This is a genomic window from Flavobacterium adiutor, assembly GCF_048282555.1.
In the GTDB taxonomy this organism is placed as follows: Bacteria; Bacteroidota; Bacteroidia; order Flavobacteriales; family Flavobacteriaceae; genus Flavobacterium.
The window spans coordinates 3,784,474-3,800,578 of the sequence record NZ_CP182487.1 but is presented as its reverse complement, the minus strand read 5'-3'; the positions used below and the strand labels follow the sequence as shown (position 1 = coordinate 3,800,578).

Here is a 16,105-nt window from a genome sequence, read left to right as displayed (position 1 = left end):
CTTGATATTGAATTTTACTATTGATAACCCGTTGGGTGAAATTAAATTAGTTGATTTTTAATATTGTTGATATGTCTGTCAAATATGAATTTATTAATGTATTGAATTAATGTCATGGCCGTTATTTTTGCTAAAATTCTTGTTTTAAAACCATTAAAAGATTTAGCATAATTTCTTCGAATTAAAAACTGGTCGCATAGTTGTGAAAACAAAGTTTCAATTCTTTTTGTGGATTTTCTAAAAATATATGGCTGTGGTTTATAGTCTTTTTGATTGATTCTTTTTGGGGTTTCTAATTTGATTTTAACTGTTTGAAATAGGTCTAATTGAACACTCTGGGAAAGATAACCTCTATCTCCAAGAATAACACAATCAGACATTTGGTTTTTGATGTTATTTAAAAAATGAACATCATGAACTTCTGCTTTTGTAATATCTAAAGAATGAAAAACTCCAGATAAAGAACAAACCCCATGAAGCTTATAACCATAAAACCAGCTGTTTTGTGAAGCACAAAAACCTTTAGAAGGAGCTGTTTCAAATTCATCTTTACAGATCTTAATTCTGCTGTGACGAGAAAATTTACAGATTTCCAACGGCATACTGTCAACAATAAAATAGTTTTCGAACTCCAAGAATCGGTTGGCTAATTTGGTTCTGATTTCTTCAGAAAACAAAAACAGTTTTCTTCTTCTTTTATTGAATTGACTACGTTCAATTAAATTAGGAATCATACCGGAACTAATCTGTTTAAAAAGTGAATTCTCACTATCAATAGACATGAATTCAGCTGTTAGACTAAGTGCTATTACCTCTAAATCAGACATCTTGCCACTTCTTCCAACTCTTGATTTAGATACTGAATCATAATTCAAAGAACTTATAACTTCTAAAACCTTAAAATAATTTTTAACTATATTTGACATGGATATTGGTTGTTTAGCGACTTCAAGATACTGCTTTGCAGTGTCTTGACCAATATCTAATCGTTTTTAATTTAACTCAAATAATTTCACCCAACGGGTTATTGATATTGAAATTTCAAATTTATGAAGCAGCTAGTCAGGCTCTCCATTACAAGCACTCGGGTAGAAACACTTTTTCGTGGGGTTTAAAAGAGCTTTCGCTGGTTGCGTTTAAATTAAGAAAAAAAGTGTTTTTCTCTTTCGTGGTTTTTTATTTTGATTCGGCCTCTGGTATAAGAGAATGTTTTCTTTTAGAGTCAAAAAAAAATCTGAATAAGTTAATGAACAAGTTTCCAATTTTTTCACTATATTTGCACGCAATTCAACTAGAAATTGCAACATGATAGCACACAACTCCAAGATCATCGGCGAAGGTTTAACTTACGATGATGTACTATTAGTACCAAACTACTCTAATGTGCTTCCACGCGAAGTGAGTATCAAATCAAAATTTTCAAGAAACATAACATTAAACGTTCCTATCGTATCTGCTGCTATGGATACAGTGACTGAAAGTGCAATGGCAATCGCTATGGCGCAGGAGGGCGGAATTGGAGTTTTACATAAAAACATGAGCATTGAGCAGCAAGCTGCAAAGGTTAGAAAAGTGAAACGTGCTGAGGCCGGAATGATATTAGACCCGGTAACATTGCCCATGAATTCAACAATTGCAGATGCAAAATCTGCTATGAAAGAATTCGGAATAGGCGGTATTCCAATCGTTGACGAAAACAGAATCCTTAAAGGAATCGTGACCAACCGTGACCTGCGTTTCGAAAAAAACAGCTCAAGACCAATCGAGGAGGTTATGACAAGCGCTAATCTGGTTACAGTTGCCGAAGGGACTTCATTAGAGCAGGCTGAGGTTGTTCTACAGGGGCATAAAATTGAAAAATTACCGGTTGTAAATGCTAAAAACGAATTAGTTGGTTTAATTACCTTTAGAGATATAACAAAACTGACCCAAAAGCCAATTGCGAATAAAGATACATTTGGTCGTTTAAGAGTCGCTGCGGCTATTGGTGTTACTGGTGATGCTGTAGAAAGAGCAGGCGCATTAGTTGCTGCTGGTGTAGATGCTATCATTATTGATACAGCGCACGGTCATACTGAAGGTGTTGTAAATGTATTAAAAGAGGTTAAATCAAAATTCCCTAAAATAGACGTAATTGTTGGAAACATTGCAACTCCGGAAGCTGCTAAATATTTAGTAGCAAACGGTGCAGATGGTGTAAAAGTAGGAATCGGACCTGGTTCTATCTGTACAACACGTATTGTGGCAGGTGTTGGTTTTCCTCAGTTTTCTGCAGTTCTTGAAGTGGCTGCCGCTATCAAGGGAACCGGTGTTCCGGTAATTGCTGATGGGGGAATCCGTTATACAGGAGATATTCCTAAAGCTATCGCCGCCGGTGCTGACTGTGTAATGTTAGGATCATTACTGGCAGGGACAAAAGAATCACCTGGTGAAACAATTATCTTTGAAGGAAGAAAATTCAAATCATACCGCGGAATGGGCTCTGTTGAAGCCATGCAGACAGGTTCTAAAGACCGATATTTTCAGGATGTTGAAGATGACGTTAAAAAATTAGTTCCGGAAGGAATTGTAGGGCGTGTTCCTTACAAAGGAGAATTAAACGAAAGTATGCTTCAGTTCATTGGGGGTCTTCGTGCCGGAATGGGATACTGTGGATCAAAAGATATTCCGACGTTGCAGGAGACAGGGCGCTTCGTAAGAATCACATCAAGTGGAATTACAGAAAGTCACCCACATAATGTAACCATTACAAAAGAAGCTCCAAATTATTCCAGATAATTTATGGCTATAAAACTAAAATTAAACGATGTTATTGAAACTGAATTATATTATGGTTTTTATGATATTTATGTTTTAGGAGGTTTTGATGTTCAGGTAAATCCAGATTTTTTTGTCGAAATACTTGATTTAGAAACAAATGAATCAATTCTTTTAAGGGAAAAAAACTTAAAAGCTAGGGATTATAAAAACGGAATTAAGGCTGTTAAATTTTTTACTTTTGAAATTTATAAATACACTAAATGTCGAATCTCAGTTCATAACTTTGAAGACATGATTGTAAAAGATTTAATGCCAATGCCAATAAGAGATATGATTAGTGATTTTTTGTTTAACTTTTTTTCATTAAGAAAGCAAAAAGAGATTAATTTGGATCAAGTTGAAATATTGATTTCTTAAATTAAAACATCTAAAAAGGCGTAAGATATAAATTCTCTTACGCCTTTTTTAGTTTTATTGCTTTTGTATATAAAAAGTGCATCTAATTTAAATCATGTTTTAAAGAGAGGTTGTCATTTTTTCCGTTTCTCTCAAAGTTTGATTTTCTAAAATCTGTGTAATAAAAGATTTTATCTGCTTTTCGATTTCAACTTCAGAAATATCTAAAGCTTTAGAATCAGAAGCTAATTGCAGCCACGGTTTTGGACCGTCAAAATCATAACTCCCAAAAACCACTACAGGAGTTCCTTTTACTTTTACATTCTCTTTGTCTTTCAATATCCATTCGTCAGCAAATCTATAGAGATATTTAGCATCTTTTTCCAGTAATCTTAAGCAAGAATGTGATGCAGGATAGCCTGGTAGTTCATATTGGTGGAAACCAACTCCCAGTTTATTTTCAATATTGAAATTCCATTTTAGTTCCCATTCGTCATTAAAAGTACTGGTCGTTTTTTCCGCTTTCCAATTCGTGAAAAATAATCCTGTTGGAGTTTGGTCTGCTTTTCTACCCATACTGGTTGGCCCTGTACGAACTAACTCACCATTTTCATAAGCTGCAAAAGTTTGCGTTGGATAAGAGAAAATGATGATTTTTGAAACGGCTTCTAAGGCATTCACATGTAAAGGAAATGGGAGGTAATAAGCCAAATCACCACTGAAATCTGAAGGAACGATAAGAGAGTCCAGTTTCAGGAGGTTTGCTTTATCAGCTCTGTTTAAAGCATAGACAATATTCATTTTGACACTGTCGGTTTCATTATTTTTTAGCCATTCTTTACCTTTAATAAACTGATATGAAACAGTCGATTCCGGTTTTTTATATTCAACGGTTTTTTTAGGTTTTTTATTTTCGGATAGAGTAATGGTGTCGCTTTTTTTGCAAGAAACCATTAAAACTAAAATCAGTAAAAGTAATGCGTTTGCGATGTAATACAGCTTCTTCATAATATTGGTGTTTTTGATTATGGTAAAGGTCTATTTTTTAGCATCAGCTCACGTTATAGAATTTTTATGATTATTTATTGGATTTTCATAATGAACTGGGAAATGTTTTTGGTTGATTTCTCTTCTTCTAGATTAAATTTAGATGAAAGAAAAAGCAACCATATTCATAATTATAAAAATGAATAGGATTACTCTTATGTAATTTGTCCAGTTTTTAAATGATTTCATTTAGTTTTGAGTTTAGATTTGGTATAGTTATTCCAAATCTAAAATAATAAAAACGATCTTAAATCAATCCTTTTATTTTGGCATGCTGCAATAACATAATAGTCTTAGCATCTGTTATCTCATCAGATTCAATCATCGCATAAGCTTCATCGAAAGTAAATTCTAAAACTTCTATATTTTCCTGTTCAGCATCCAGTCCGCCTCCTTCGCTTACTTTCATGTTTTCATCGTATTCACCTACAAACAAGTATAAAATCTCGGTTACAGATCCTGGTGACATATATGTTTCAATAACTTTTTGCACTTTATTTAAACGGTATCCTGTCTCTTCTTCCGTTTCACGAATTATGGCCTGTTCAGCATTGTCTTTGTCTAAAAGCCCGGCGCAAACTTCAATCATCATTCCGGTTTTATTTCCGTTAAGAAAAGTTGGTAAACGAAACTGTCTTGTCAGGATTACTGTTTTTTTAGATGAATTGTATAATAAAATTCCGGCTCCGTTTCCACGGTCGTATACTTCACGAATGTGTGTTTCTACAGGCTGATTTTCTTTTTTATAATTAAAGGTAACCTTATTTAATAAATACCAGCTATCGGATAATAATTTAGTTTCTGTTATTTCTATTTCAGGATTTTTTCTCATAATTTTTATGTCAAAAAAAAACGCCCTGATTATCAGAGCGTTTAAACGTATTATTTTGTTATTGTTTGTTTTCTGTCTGGTCCAACCGATACAATTTTGATTGGCACTTCGATTTCTTTCTCAATAAACTCAATATATTCTTTTAGCTCAACTGGCAATTGATCGTAAGTAGTCAATCCTGTTAAATCTTGTTTCCAGCCTTTAAATTCTTTGTAAACCGGTGTTACGTTTTCTGGTTCAATGTTGTATGGAAAGTGAGAGATGTTCTGTCCTTTGTAGTTATATTCAGTACAAACTTTTAAAGTTTCGAATCCTGAGAGAACGTCACCTTTCATCATCATTAACTGAGTAACACCATTTACCTGTACAGCATATTTAAGAGCTACTAAGTCTAACCATCCACAACGTCTTTGTCTTCCGGTTACAGAACCAAACTCATTACCAACTCTTGCCATTGTAGCACCTACTTCGTCAAAAAGTTCAGTTGGGAAAGGGCCGCTTCCTACACGTGTAACATACGCTTTGAAAATTCCGTAAACTTCTTTGATTTTGTTAGGAGCAATTCCTAAACCTGTGCAGGCTCCGGCAGCAGTTGTATTAGAAGAAGTTACGAAAGGATAAGTTCCGAAATCAACATCTAATAGAGATCCCTGCGCACCTTCGCAAAGAATAGATTTTCCTGCTTTTTGAGCCTGGTGCATGTATTCTTCACTGTCAATAAAATCTAATTTTTTAAGTTCCTCAATAGCTTCAAAGAATTCTTTTTCTAATTCGGCTAAATTATATTGAATAGCAACATCATAAAAAGCAATCATTGCCTCATGTTTGTCTGCTAAAGCTCTGTAACGTTCTTTGAAATCTTCCAATTCGATATCACCTACGCGTAAACCGTTTCTACCCGTTTTGTCCATGTAAGTTGGTCCAATTCCTTTAAGAGTAGAGCCAATTTTCGCTTTTCCTTTTGATGCTTCAGAAGCTGCATCTAATAGACGGTGAGTTGGTAAAATTAAGTGTGCTTTTCTTGAAATGATTAATTTCTTTTTAATGTCAAGGTTGAATTTTGCTAAACCTTCGATTTCTTTTTGAAAAACTACAGGGTCAATTACAACTCCATTTCCGATGATGTTTACTGAATCTTTATGAAAAATTCCGGAAGGAATGGTTCTAAGTACGTGTTTAATTCCGTCAAATTCTAATGTATGTCCTGCGTTTGGTCCTCCTTGAAAACGTGCAATAATATCATAATTTGAGGTAAGTACGTCAACAATTTTTCCTTTACCTTCGTCTCCCCATTGTAATCCTAGTAATAAATCTACGGTCATTCTGTTTTAATTTGCGTTGGGACAATCTAAACTGTCCTACTGATTATGTAGTTAATTTTTCTTTTTTAGTTTTTTGAAAAGTCTTAGCAGACTATGAATTTGAGCTCTGCTTTTTGTTTCCGTAGAAATAAAGCGAGTGATTTGTAATTTCGATATCAAAAATTTCTTCGATTGTTTTTTTGATGGTCTGGATTCTTGGATCACAAAATTCAATTACTTCTCCTGAATCAGTCATGATAATATGATCGTGCTGTTTATCAAAATATGATTTTTCGTAGTAAGCCTGATTTTGTCCAAATTGATGTTTTCTCACCAATGCGCAGTCTAACAATAACTCAATCGTGTTGTATAATGTGGCTCTGCTCACACGATAGTTTTTGTTTTTCATTTTGATATATAGGTTTTCTATATCAAAATGTTCCTCGCTGTCATAAATTTCCTGGAGTATAGCATAACGCTCAGGAGTTTTACGATGCCCTTTTTGTTCAAGATACATTGTAAATACATTTTTTACAATTTCTTGATTTCTAGTGTTGTCAGTTGAAATGAGTGTCATATCCGGCAAAGATAAATTTTTATTTTTAATCAATAAAAGTTTCGGGTTTAAAGTTTAGTTATAAAACCCCTATAGAGTCGTTAAAAAGTTAGGTTCTGTATTCTCTGGTTACTTTGTCAACACCATCGATTTTTTTAATAGCATTAATCATTTTTTTCAAAATGGTATTGTTTTTCACAATTACAGCCACCTGTCCATGAAAAATTCCCGCGTCTGTGCTAAGCGAAATACTTTGAATATTTACGCTCATGTTGTTAGAAATTACTTTTGTAAGTTGATTGGTAAGTCCCAAAACATCCATTCCTGTAATATTGATAATGGCTTTAAATTCTTCCTGAGAAGAGTCGATCCATTTGGCGCTCATAATGCGGTAAGCGTAGTTGGACTGCATTCCAATGGCATTTGGACAATCTTTTTTATGTACTTTGATTCCTTCGTTTATAGTTACAAAACCAAAAACATCATCACCCGGAATTGGGTTACAGCATTGGGATAGTTTGTAATCCAGCTTGTCGTGCTCAGTTCCAAAAACCAACATGTCGTAATTACTGCTGATAACCGGTTTATGGATATCCTCTGCTGCAGTATCTTTTGTTCTTTTGATTTTATTTTTAAAGAAATTGATAAAAGTATTGCTCTTTTGTGCTGCATAATCTTTTAACTGCTGATTTTCGATAGCACCGATTCCAACACGATAAAACAAATCTAAACTTGTTTTTAATTTAAAAAAGTTGACTAATTCATTTGTAACCTGTTCGTTCAGGGTAACTTTTAAATGCCTTAGCTTTCTGTTAAGCAGTTCTTTTCCTTCTTCGGCAATTTTTTTGGTGTTCTCGTTAAGGACATTTTTGATTTTGTTTTTAGCCCTCGAAGTCGTTACGTAATCCAGCCAGTTTACCGTAGGTTTTTGATTAGGAGAAGTAATGACTTCTACCTGATCACCGCTTTTTAGTTCATGATTCAAAGGAACCAAACGGCCATTTACTCGGGTTCCTCGGGTTTTAATTCCAATTTCAGAGTGAATGCTAAAAGCAAAATCAAGCGAAGTTGCACCTTTTGGTAATGATTTAATTTCTCCCTTTGGAGTAAAAACGAAAATTTCCTGTGAGTAGAGATTCATTTTAAAATCTTCTACAAAATCCACTGCATTGGTTTCAGGATTTTCTAAGGCTTCACGAAGTAAATTAAGCCATACATCCAGACCACTTTCTTCAGATGCACCGTTTTTATATTTGTAATGTGCAGCATATCCTTTTTCAGCAATTTCATCCATTCGTTCACTTCTCACCTGTACTTCAACCCAACGCCCTTTTGGCCCCATAACAGTTATGTGCAAAGCTTCGTACCCAGTTGATTTAGGAGATGAAATCCAGTCCCGCAAGCGGCTCGGGCTGGGTCTGTAATGATCAGTTACGATAGAATAGATTTTCCAGGCGATAAATTTTTCTTCATGGGAATCGCATTTATAGACAATTCGCAACGCAAATTTGTCGTAAACTTCATCAAAGCTTACATTTTGAGCTCGCATTTTTCGGCGAATCGAATAAATAGATTTTGGACGGCCTTTTATGATATAGTCAATATTTTCAGCATCTAGCGATTTTTTCAAAACATCCGATATATCTTTGATGTATGCGTCCTGTTCTTCTTTTGTTTCTCTTATTTTGCTTACAATGTCTTTATAAATAGCAGGTTCTGTGTATTTTAAACCTAGATCTTCAAGTTTTGTTTTAATGTTATAGAGTCCCAAACGGTGGGCGAGAGGAGCGTAGATGTATAAAGTTTCAGAAGCGATTTTAGTCTGTTTGTACTCCACCATAGAATCCATGGTCTGCATGTTGTGTAAACGATCTGCCAGTTTGATCAGGATAACACGTACATCGTCGTTCAGTGTCAGGATCATTTTACGGAAATTCTCTGCCTGCATGGAAGCATTCAAATCCTTCTGAACCATCGAAATTTTGGTTAGTCCTTCGACCAATTGTGCTACTTTCGGGTTGAATAAACGCTCAATATCTTCAACCGTTATTGGAGTATCTTCGACAACATCGTGTAATAAGGCCGCAGCAATAGAGGTGGCTCCTAAACCAATCTCGGAGGCAACAATTTTTGCAACTGCAATAGGATGAAAGATATACGCTTCACCAGACTTGCGCCTTTGTTCTTTATGAGCATCGACAGCCACGTCAAAGGCTTTCCTAATTAGTTTTTTATCGGCAAGTGTTAAAGTCTGGTAACTGATTCGAAGTAATTCTTTGTACTCTTGTGCAATTGCTTTGTTTTCTTTTTCAATATCTATTTCTGTCATAACGCATGGTTCAATTCCTAAAAATATGAATTTGTTTAAATATACGCAAGGGAATGGATTGCTGATTTTGGGTTTTAAGTTTTAAATTTTGGAAGGTATTTTGATATAAATTGAGCAGGTCAAAGCGTTTTAATCTCGCTTAGTCTTATTCTAAAAGTTTATAAAAATCTGATAAAAATTGTTTGGAAACAAAAAAGCAAATTTGCAGACTTTTAATTTCAACTAATAACTCTAAAAACCTCTTTGTCTTTTAGCTTCAAAAATCAAAATAGCAGCAGCGACCGAAACATTCATGCTGTCAATTTCACCCTGCATCGGAATAATAATATTTTGTGTTGCAGCATCTCGCCATTCCTGAGTTAGTCCGGTAGCTTCTGTTCCTACAACCAAAGCGGTTGGGGTAGTGAAATTCTGTGTATGATAGGAGGTTGAATTTTGTAATGTGGCGCAGTAAAAATTGATTTTTTTATCTTTCAAAAAAGTAATGATTTCTGCAGTCGTTCCGGTTGCAATCTGATTGGTAAACAAACAGCCAACACTGGAGCGAACGATATTCGGATTGTATAAATCGCTTTTTGGATTGGCAATTAAAACAGCATCCAGATTGGCGGCATCGGCAGTACGCAAAAGAGCACCGATATTTCCTGGTTTTTCAGGAGCTTCGGCTACCAGAATCAATGGGTTTTCTGACAACTTTAAATCGGATAATTGCAGTGATTTGGTTTTGGCTACCGCCAGAATTCCTTCAGTGGTATCCCGATAAGCCAGCTTTTGATAAACTTCTTTGTTGATTTCGATTAACTGAACCGATGATGAAACCAGTTTGCTAATTTGATTTTCAGTAACCAGTTCGGGTAAAAACAAAACCGTTTCGATGTCGTAACTGCCTTTTTGAGCTAATGAAATCTCACGTAATCCTTCAATTAAAAATGTGCCGGTTTGTTTGCGGGCTTTCGCTTTTTCCTGTAATAAAACAAGCGATTTTATAAACGGATTCTGGACTGAAGTAATTTGTTTCATTATTTGAGCGACTAAGTTTCTGTGCCGCTAAGGTACTGAGATTTTTTGAAAAGAGGCAAGGCTTCAAAGGAGCAAAGATTGAAAGTGTTTTTTGAATACGAATTAACGAATTATTTTAGTTTAAGACTAAAATAAAATTTGTGAATTCTGGGTGAACAAGAACTATTTTTCAAAAATTTCTTTTACTTCTTCTGCAACAGGATGGTTTGTTGTGAAGTTATGACCTAAGAATTTTGCAATGGTTTGGGCGAATTGTTTTTGATAAAACTGAGATTCTGTTTTGATTTCCCCTTTCGCAAGAATTTCAGGTCCTATTGCAGCAAACCAGATTTCTGATGCGCCTGCAACATCTGCACCGTGGTCTGTCCATTGTGTTTTTGTTTTATCGCCTCTTCCGTGATCAGTAGTTATAAAAAGTGTCGTTTTGTTTTTGTATTGTGAATCATTTTGTACAAAAGTCCATATTTCCTGAATCCATTTGTCTACTTGATTTGCAGCATCAAGATACGAGCGATAGTCGCCATGATGTGCCCATTCATCGGTTTCTCCATAGGCAATGTAAAGTACTTTTGGCTTTTTATTTTTGAGTTCATCTATTGCCTGATAATGTGTAAAAACATCCAGGCATTCATCTTCATGAAATGGTTTAAATGAGTTATTACGCATTTCATTTAGTAGTTTTTGAACTTTAGTTGGTTTGTTACCGCCTACATTATCAAAAGCTGAAATTACTGGAAAACCACTTCGTTCTTCATTTAAAATTCGGTCAAAAGCGTTCCATGCACCAAACGCAGCTGTTTTTCCTTTTAGTTTTGATTGTTTGTTCAGGAATTCTAAAACATTCACATTAGGATTAGGTTTATAACCATTTGAGTTTATCTGAAGATCAGTATTCCCGGTCATGATTTCACTGTATCCTGGATAACTAAACCAGTACGGATTTGAAACGTCTACTTTACATCCCAAATCACGATTGCCGTAAATCTGTCCTTTTAAAGCAATTTCTGACCAGAAAAAAGGCATTATTTTTTTTCGGGATTCTTTGAAGTCTGAATCAGCATACTTTTTATAAATGTAGGTACTATCTCCCTGATTGAATTTTTTGTCATTTGCAATTTGCGAATCCACTCCTTTAAAAACTTCCTGCCATCTAAAGCCGTCTGTCGTTATGATTATGATGTTTTCTGTTTTTTGGGCATTAGCAAAAATACCGCTGAAAATTAATACGATTGAAACTAGTTTTTTCATGTCTTTTTTGAATTACAAAGTTCATCGCAAAGGTTCAAAGATTTTTGAGGATTATTAAATTTTAATTATGAACTTGATTTATTGATAATGCTCATTTTACATTTTCGTAACACATTTCATAAACTCTACAAAATCCCTCTCGACTTAATCTCTAAATATTTATTGATCGCATCCAAAGTCAGATTCTCAGGTTGTGTCAGAACCGAATGGATTCCGTATTTCTTAAGTTCATTGGCGATCAAACGTTTTTCGAACATGAATTTTTCGGCAATTACTTTGTCATAGATTTCCTGAATAGTATTGCTTTTTTTGTTGATGATTTCGTTCAGTTCGGTATTGCTGAAGAATACGACAACCAATAAATGACTTTTTGCAATTCCTTTTAAATATGGCAATTGTCTATTTAGCCCGTCCATGGTTTCAAAATTGGTATACAAAATAATAAGGCTGCGCTGGTTGATGTTTTTCTTGATATCTACATATAAACGACTGTAATCGCTTTCAAAAAAATCGGTTTTGATGTTGTATAAGGTTTCCAGTATTTTTTGCATCTGCGAACCTCTTTTTTCGGCAAAAACCCTGTTTTCTACTTTTTTAGAGAAAGCAAAAATTCCGGCTTTGTCCTGCTTTTTCAGAATTACATTAGCCAAAACCAGCGTTGAATTTATCGCATAATCCAGTAAACTTAAGCCGTTAAAAGGCATTTGCATTACACGGCCTTTGTCAATTGCCAGATAAACCGACTGTGATTTTTCATCCTGAAACTGGTTGACCATCAGGCTGTTTTTCTTGGCAGTAGCTTTCCAGTTTAATGTTCGAAGATCGTCACCCTGAACATATTCTTTGATTTGCTCAAACTCCATTGTATGCCCAATTCGACGTATTTTCTTGATTCCGTATTGGAATAAATTATTTGAGAAAGCCAATAAATCATACTTTCTCAATTGAATATAAGATGGATATGTAGGCACCATTTTGTTTTTGTCGAAAGTAAATCTTCTGGAAATCAGTTTTAAAGGCGATGAAACGTAAATATTTAAATTCCCAAAATAATATTCACCTCGTTCTGTTGGACGCAAATCGTATGAAACTTTATCCTGAGCAGATGCTTTAACATTTCTTTCAATTTTGAAATCACGAATCTGAAACTGAAACGGAATTTCATCAATGATTTTAATTGAAATCGGGAAAGTGTAATGGTTTTTTATCGAAATGCTTATCGGATTTAAATCGCCATTCGAAAGTTTTTCAGGCATTTCTCTTGAAGCTTCAATTCTGTTACGGGCTACATACAAAAGCAAAACATCCAATACCAGAAAAGTCATTAAAACCAAAATAAGAAACCAGACTCCGTTGTATATTACCGGAAAAATAAAAGCGCACACGAATAGTCCGATTATGCCCAAAAGGACATAGAAAAAAAAGTTGTTAAGGTATAGGCTTTTTATGAATTTCACTTTCTTATTGTTTCAGGTTTAAAGTTTCGTGTTTTCCTGCAAGTTTTTTTTCTGACCTTGTAGGTTAAATTGCAGAATTAAGATACCTGCGAGGTTTTAAAACCTTGCAGGAATACAAGTTATCGTGGAATCTCTACTGTTTCAATAATCTGTTTGATGATTTCGGCGCTTGTAATTCCTTCCATTTCACGCTCTGGAGCCACAATGACACGATGCTGCAAAACCGGAACAGCAGCTTCTTTAATATCTTCAGGAGTTACAAAATCCCGCCCGCTAATGGCAGCAAAGCCTTTGGAAGCATTTAAAATAGCGATAGATGCACGAGGAGAAGCCCCTAAATATAAAAAGGCATTTTCACGTGTATTCACTACAATCCTTGCAATGTATTCCAGTAAATTTTGTTCTACCCTGATTTGTTTGATCAGGGCCTGATATTGTTTTATTTCTTCGGCTGAAAGAATCGTTTTAATTGCTTCTAATTTTCCATGATCCTGCAAAAGATGTTCTCTCTGGATAATCAGGATTTCTTCGTCTAATTTTGGGTAATCAATCGAAATTTTGAATAAAAAACGGTCTAATTGTGCTTCAGGCAAACGGTAAGTGCCTTCCTGTTCAATTGGATTTTGTGTAGCAATAACCAAAAAAGGAGCTTCAAGCTGATAAGCAGAACCGTCAATAGTAATCTGACGTTCTTCCATTACTTCAAAAAGAGCAGCCTGTGTTTTGGCAGGAGCACGATTAATTTCGTCAATTAAAATCAGATTAGAGAAAATAGGCCCCTGTTTAAATTCAAACTCTGAACTTTTCAAATTAAAAATAGAAGTTCCTAAAATATCAGAAGGCATTAAATCCGGTGTAAACTGGATTCGGCTAAAGCCAATATTAAGTGTTTTGGATAATAATTTAGCTGTAATAGTTTTTGCAACTCCCGGAACACCTTCGAGCAAAACGTGTCCGTTTGATAAAATAGCAACCAAAAGCTGGTCGATCATCTTATGCTGCCCTACAATTACTGTTTCCAGTTCTTTTTTAATGCTGTTAACGTGTTCTAAAAGCGGTGTCAGATTAAGTCTGGTTTCAAAATTTACATTCTCGTTTGTGATTTCGCTTTCTGTTGTATTGATATCGTCCATGTTTGGTATGTTTTCTTTTGAATGAATTTCAGTTAAAATATTAATGTAAAACTTTTTCTATTGCATTATTAATTCGGATTAAATCTTCTTCGAGGCTTCCGTGGTAACTTTTTCGGTGTTCGTTGATTAAAAATACAAGTTCTCTGATATCTTTTTCATCTTTTCCGGACTTAAGATGCAGTTTTTTTATAAAATCATCATCTAATTTTGATGTGTCCATCAAATATTCATTACGGATTCTTTCCAGAAAATAAATGATTTTTTTATCAATGATGTTATCATGATCACCTTCCTGATAATATAAATTCCCAATAGTTTTGGTAAAATCAACCGTCAGATTGGGCAATGGTTTTAGTATCGGGACGATCCTTTGTTTTCTCTTCGCATTAAAAAGAATAAAAATCAATATTCCAATTAAAGATAAGTATAAAGCCCATTTTAAAGCAGGCTGACTTAAGATATACCGAAGCGGCGAACCTGATATGGATTCGCTGTTTTGTCCTTTTGTGTACCAAAAAACATCGCCTTTCGGTACGTATGACAATACACTTTGGGTATATTGATAGTGATCATCTTTTAATAAATGGAAATTAGAAAAAGCAGCAGGCTGGGTGTGTAAATAAAAGTACCCGTTTACATACGGTACTTTAATAAAATTAATCTGTTTTTGATTTTTATTACCCTGATAACCTAAGACGGTTGTTTGCAGAGTATCAATTTTTGAAAAATAGTAGGCCCCCATACCTTCGGTTAAATGGAACTTCTTCTTACCTAAATTTTTATTAGCCATCCAAATGGACGTACTGTCAGTGTATTGAAAATCCGTTCTGAAGTCAATTTTTAAGCTGTCTAAGAGTGACTGAGGGAACGTTTTCATACTCAGGAAAGCATTGTTTCCATGGGATACAAAATAAAAAAGCTCCTTCATCGACTGATCATCAATGGCAGCAAACTCTGTAATGTTAAAAAAAGTTCCCTTTATTTTGTAAGTGCCCACAACAGTATCCGGAACATATTTTGAGTCGAGAAATTCATACGGGGTTAAAGCGGAAACTCTTTCAATCTTTTGTTTTTTTAAGAGGCCGTTAATTTCTTTGTCGAAAACATACAATCCAAGCGGAATTTTATCATTGACAGAATAGGTTGGTGTCCAGTCAATTTTTTTAGGAGAGTTGCCGCCAGCTATTAAAATTAAGGCAAAAACCAAAACCAGAATAGCGATATAAATTTTAATCGATTTACCCATGGCTAAAGGTTTTTATTGCGTTTTTAAAACGGTTTTCTGCTTTTTCGAACATTCTTTCATCAATTTCAAATTCGCCATACCATATATAGTTATAAACGTATGATAAATAGGTGAATTCTTCTTTATGGAGAGGGTTTTTAATTTCGTGTAAATAATCAGAATTGGTTTTTTCAATATCCCATTCGATATAACGATTTTTGGCCATTACTTTTAACAACCATAGATAATAGTATCGAACAGCAATTCTTTTTTGTCCGGATTCAATGCTTTCTTTAATGAGTTTTTCGAAATCCAGAAGATGAATATTTTTTTCAATATTGGAGTAATGAACTACTTTTTGTTTCGCTTCCTTACTGAAAATCCATTTTCCTTCCTTTCCGATCAGAGCCTTTACAATCAAATAAATTACGAAAACGACAATTAATATGGCCAGTACTTTAAGTAAAATTGCTACAAAATTAAGTGATGCCTGCGGGTTTTTAAAAGTAAATATTCGATTAAGGACGTCTGCCAGCCACTCTTTAAAATGATCCCACCAGTTTTTTTCAGGTATTTTTTGTTCGTAAACAAAGTCGCTGTCGGTATATTTTTTTTTGAAATTTTTCTGAAATGTTTTGGTCTCAATAGTGTCTGAATCGACATAAATATCTGCCTCAGTATATTTTACTGAAGCAGCTTTTAGAGGCTCGGTTTTAACCAAAGTATCCTGTGCATTCAGGATATTGCAGCACAGCATAAAACATAAAATAAGTAATAATCTATTCATTATTGATTATGGTT

14 protein-coding genes are annotated in these 16,105 nt (G+C 34.5%); 2 read left to right on the top strand and 12 right to left on the bottom strand.

Annotated features, from left to right (window positions below):
- Positions 1-41: 41 nt before the first annotated feature.
- Positions 42-827 carry an IS982 family transposase gene (locus ACNC7R_RS16130; protein WP_417943186.1) on the bottom strand — a complete coding sequence of 262 codons (786 nt, stop codon included), beginning with the start codon at positions 825-827 and terminating at the stop codon, positions 42-44.
- A gap of 478 nt (positions 828-1,305) precedes the next feature.
- Here ACNC7R_RS16130 and guaB point away from each other — a divergent pair, with 478 nt between their 5' ends.
- Both guaB and ACNC7R_RS16120 read left to right on the top strand, forming a co-directional pair.
- Complete coding sequence (gene guaB, locus ACNC7R_RS16125) at positions 1,306-2,778, top strand: IMP dehydrogenase (RefSeq protein ID WP_417942074.1); 1,473 nt, start codon at positions 1,306-1,308, stop codon at positions 2,776-2,778.
- 3 nt (positions 2,779-2,781) lie between these two features.
- Positions 2,782-3,177, top strand: coding sequence for a hypothetical protein (locus ACNC7R_RS16120; protein ID WP_417942073.1), 396 nt, complete (start codon positions 2,782-2,784; stop codon positions 3,175-3,177).
- 99 nt (positions 3,178-3,276) lie between these two features.
- On the opposite strand, the gene ACNC7R_RS16115 is transcribed toward ACNC7R_RS16120, so the two are convergent.
- The 11 genes from ACNC7R_RS16115 to ACNC7R_RS16065 all read right to left on the bottom strand — a co-directional run bounded on the left by ACNC7R_RS16115 (position 3,277) and on the right by ACNC7R_RS16065 (position 16,091).
- Positions 3,277-4,164, bottom strand: coding sequence for a L,D-transpeptidase (locus ACNC7R_RS16115; protein WP_417942072.1), 888 nt, complete (start codon positions 4,162-4,164; stop codon positions 3,277-3,279).
- 286 nt (positions 4,165-4,450) lie between these two features.
- Positions 4,451-5,035: an NUDIX domain-containing protein gene (locus tag ACNC7R_RS16110; RefSeq protein ID WP_417942071.1), complete on the bottom strand. Its 585-nt coding sequence runs from the start codon at positions 5,033-5,035 to the stop codon at positions 4,451-4,453.
- A gap of 50 nt (positions 5,036-5,085) precedes the next feature.
- Entirely contained in the window at positions 5,086-6,357 is a 1,272-nt protein-coding gene (locus ACNC7R_RS16105; protein ID WP_417942070.1) for an adenylosuccinate synthase, read from the bottom strand.
- A gap of 91 nt (positions 6,358-6,448) precedes the next feature.
- On the bottom strand, positions 6,449-6,913 hold the full coding sequence (locus ACNC7R_RS16100) for a Fur family transcriptional regulator (protein ID WP_113677966.1): 465 nt from the start codon (positions 6,911-6,913) through the stop codon (positions 6,449-6,451).
- Between the two features lie 88 nt (positions 6,914-7,001).
- Positions 7,002-9,221 carry a RelA/SpoT family protein gene (locus ACNC7R_RS16095; protein ID WP_417942069.1) on the bottom strand — a complete coding sequence of 740 codons (2,220 nt, stop codon included), beginning with the start codon at positions 9,219-9,221 and terminating at the stop codon, positions 7,002-7,004.
- 231 nt (positions 9,222-9,452) lie between these two features.
- Positions 9,453-10,241, bottom strand: coding sequence for a TrmH family RNA methyltransferase (locus ACNC7R_RS16090; RefSeq protein ID WP_417942068.1), 789 nt, complete (start codon positions 10,239-10,241; stop codon positions 9,453-9,455).
- Positions 10,242-10,403: 162 nt separating this feature from the next.
- Positions 10,404-11,489, bottom strand: a complete 1,086-nt coding sequence (locus tag ACNC7R_RS16085) for a phosphoglyceromutase (protein WP_417942067.1) — start codon at positions 11,487-11,489, stop codon at positions 10,404-10,406.
- A 125-nt stretch (positions 11,490-11,614) separates the two neighbouring features.
- The gene (locus ACNC7R_RS16080) at positions 11,615-12,946 is read right to left on the bottom strand and encodes a DUF58 domain-containing protein (RefSeq protein ID WP_417942066.1); all 1,332 of its coding nucleotides are present in this window, start codon (positions 12,944-12,946) and stop codon (positions 11,615-11,617) included.
- Between the two features lie 119 nt (positions 12,947-13,065).
- On the bottom strand, positions 13,066-14,079 hold the full coding sequence (locus tag ACNC7R_RS16075) for an AAA family ATPase (protein WP_417942065.1): 1,014 nt from the start codon (positions 14,077-14,079) through the stop codon (positions 13,066-13,068).
- Positions 14,080-14,119: 40 nt separating this feature from the next.
- Positions 14,120-15,325, bottom strand: coding sequence for a DUF4350 domain-containing protein (locus tag ACNC7R_RS16070; RefSeq protein WP_417942064.1), 1,206 nt, complete (start codon positions 15,323-15,325; stop codon positions 14,120-14,122).
- Positions 15,318-16,091 (bottom strand): DUF4129 domain-containing protein, encoded by a 774-nt coding sequence (locus ACNC7R_RS16065; RefSeq protein ID WP_417942063.1) that lies wholly within the window; start codon positions 16,089-16,091, stop codon positions 15,318-15,320. Before ACNC7R_RS16065 ends, ACNC7R_RS16070 begins: the two co-directional genes overlap by 8 nt.
- Positions 16,092-16,105 lie beyond the last annotated feature (14 nt).

Coding starts and splice junctions, on each gene's coding strand:
- ACNC7R_RS16095 (WP_417942069.1), bottom strand. CDS start 9,221: ATGACAGAAATAGATATTGAAAAAGAAAACAAAGCAATTGCACAAGAG.
- ACNC7R_RS16070 (WP_417942064.1), bottom strand. CDS start 15,325: ATGGGTAAATCGATTAAAATTTATATCGCTATTCTGGTTTTGGTTTTT.
- ACNC7R_RS16105 (WP_417942070.1), bottom strand. CDS start 6,357: ATGACCGTAGATTTATTACTAGGATTACAATGGGGAGACGAAGGTAAA.
- ACNC7R_RS16065 (WP_417942063.1), bottom strand. CDS start 16,091: ATGAATAGATTATTACTTATTTTATGTTTTATGCTGTGCTGCAATATC.
- ACNC7R_RS16085 (WP_417942067.1), bottom strand. CDS start 11,489: ATGAAAAAACTAGTTTCAATCGTATTAATTTTCAGCGGTATTTTTGCT.
- ACNC7R_RS16115 (WP_417942072.1), bottom strand. CDS start 4,164: ATGAAGAAGCTGTATTACATCGCAAACGCATTACTTTTACTGATTTTA.
- ACNC7R_RS16075 (WP_417942065.1), bottom strand. CDS start 14,079: ATGGACGATATCAATACAACAGAAAGCGAAATCACAAACGAGAATGTA.
- ACNC7R_RS16090 (WP_417942068.1), bottom strand. CDS start 10,241: ATGAAACAAATTACTTCAGTCCAGAATCCGTTTATAAAATCGCTTGTT.
- ACNC7R_RS16100 (WP_113677966.1), bottom strand. CDS start 6,913: ATGACACTCATTTCAACTGACAACACTAGAAATCAAGAAATTGTAAAA.
- ACNC7R_RS16110 (WP_417942071.1), bottom strand. CDS start 5,035: ATGAGAAAAAATCCTGAAATAGAAATAACAGAAACTAAATTATTATCC.
- guaB (WP_417942074.1), top strand. CDS start 1,306: ATGATAGCACACAACTCCAAGATCATCGGCGAAGGTTTAACTTACGAT.
- ACNC7R_RS16120 (WP_417942073.1), top strand. CDS start 2,782: ATGGCTATAAAACTAAAATTAAACGATGTTATTGAAACTGAATTATAT.
- ACNC7R_RS16130 (WP_417943186.1), bottom strand. CDS start 827: ATGTCTGATTTAGAGGTAATAGCACTTAGTCTAACAGCTGAATTCATG.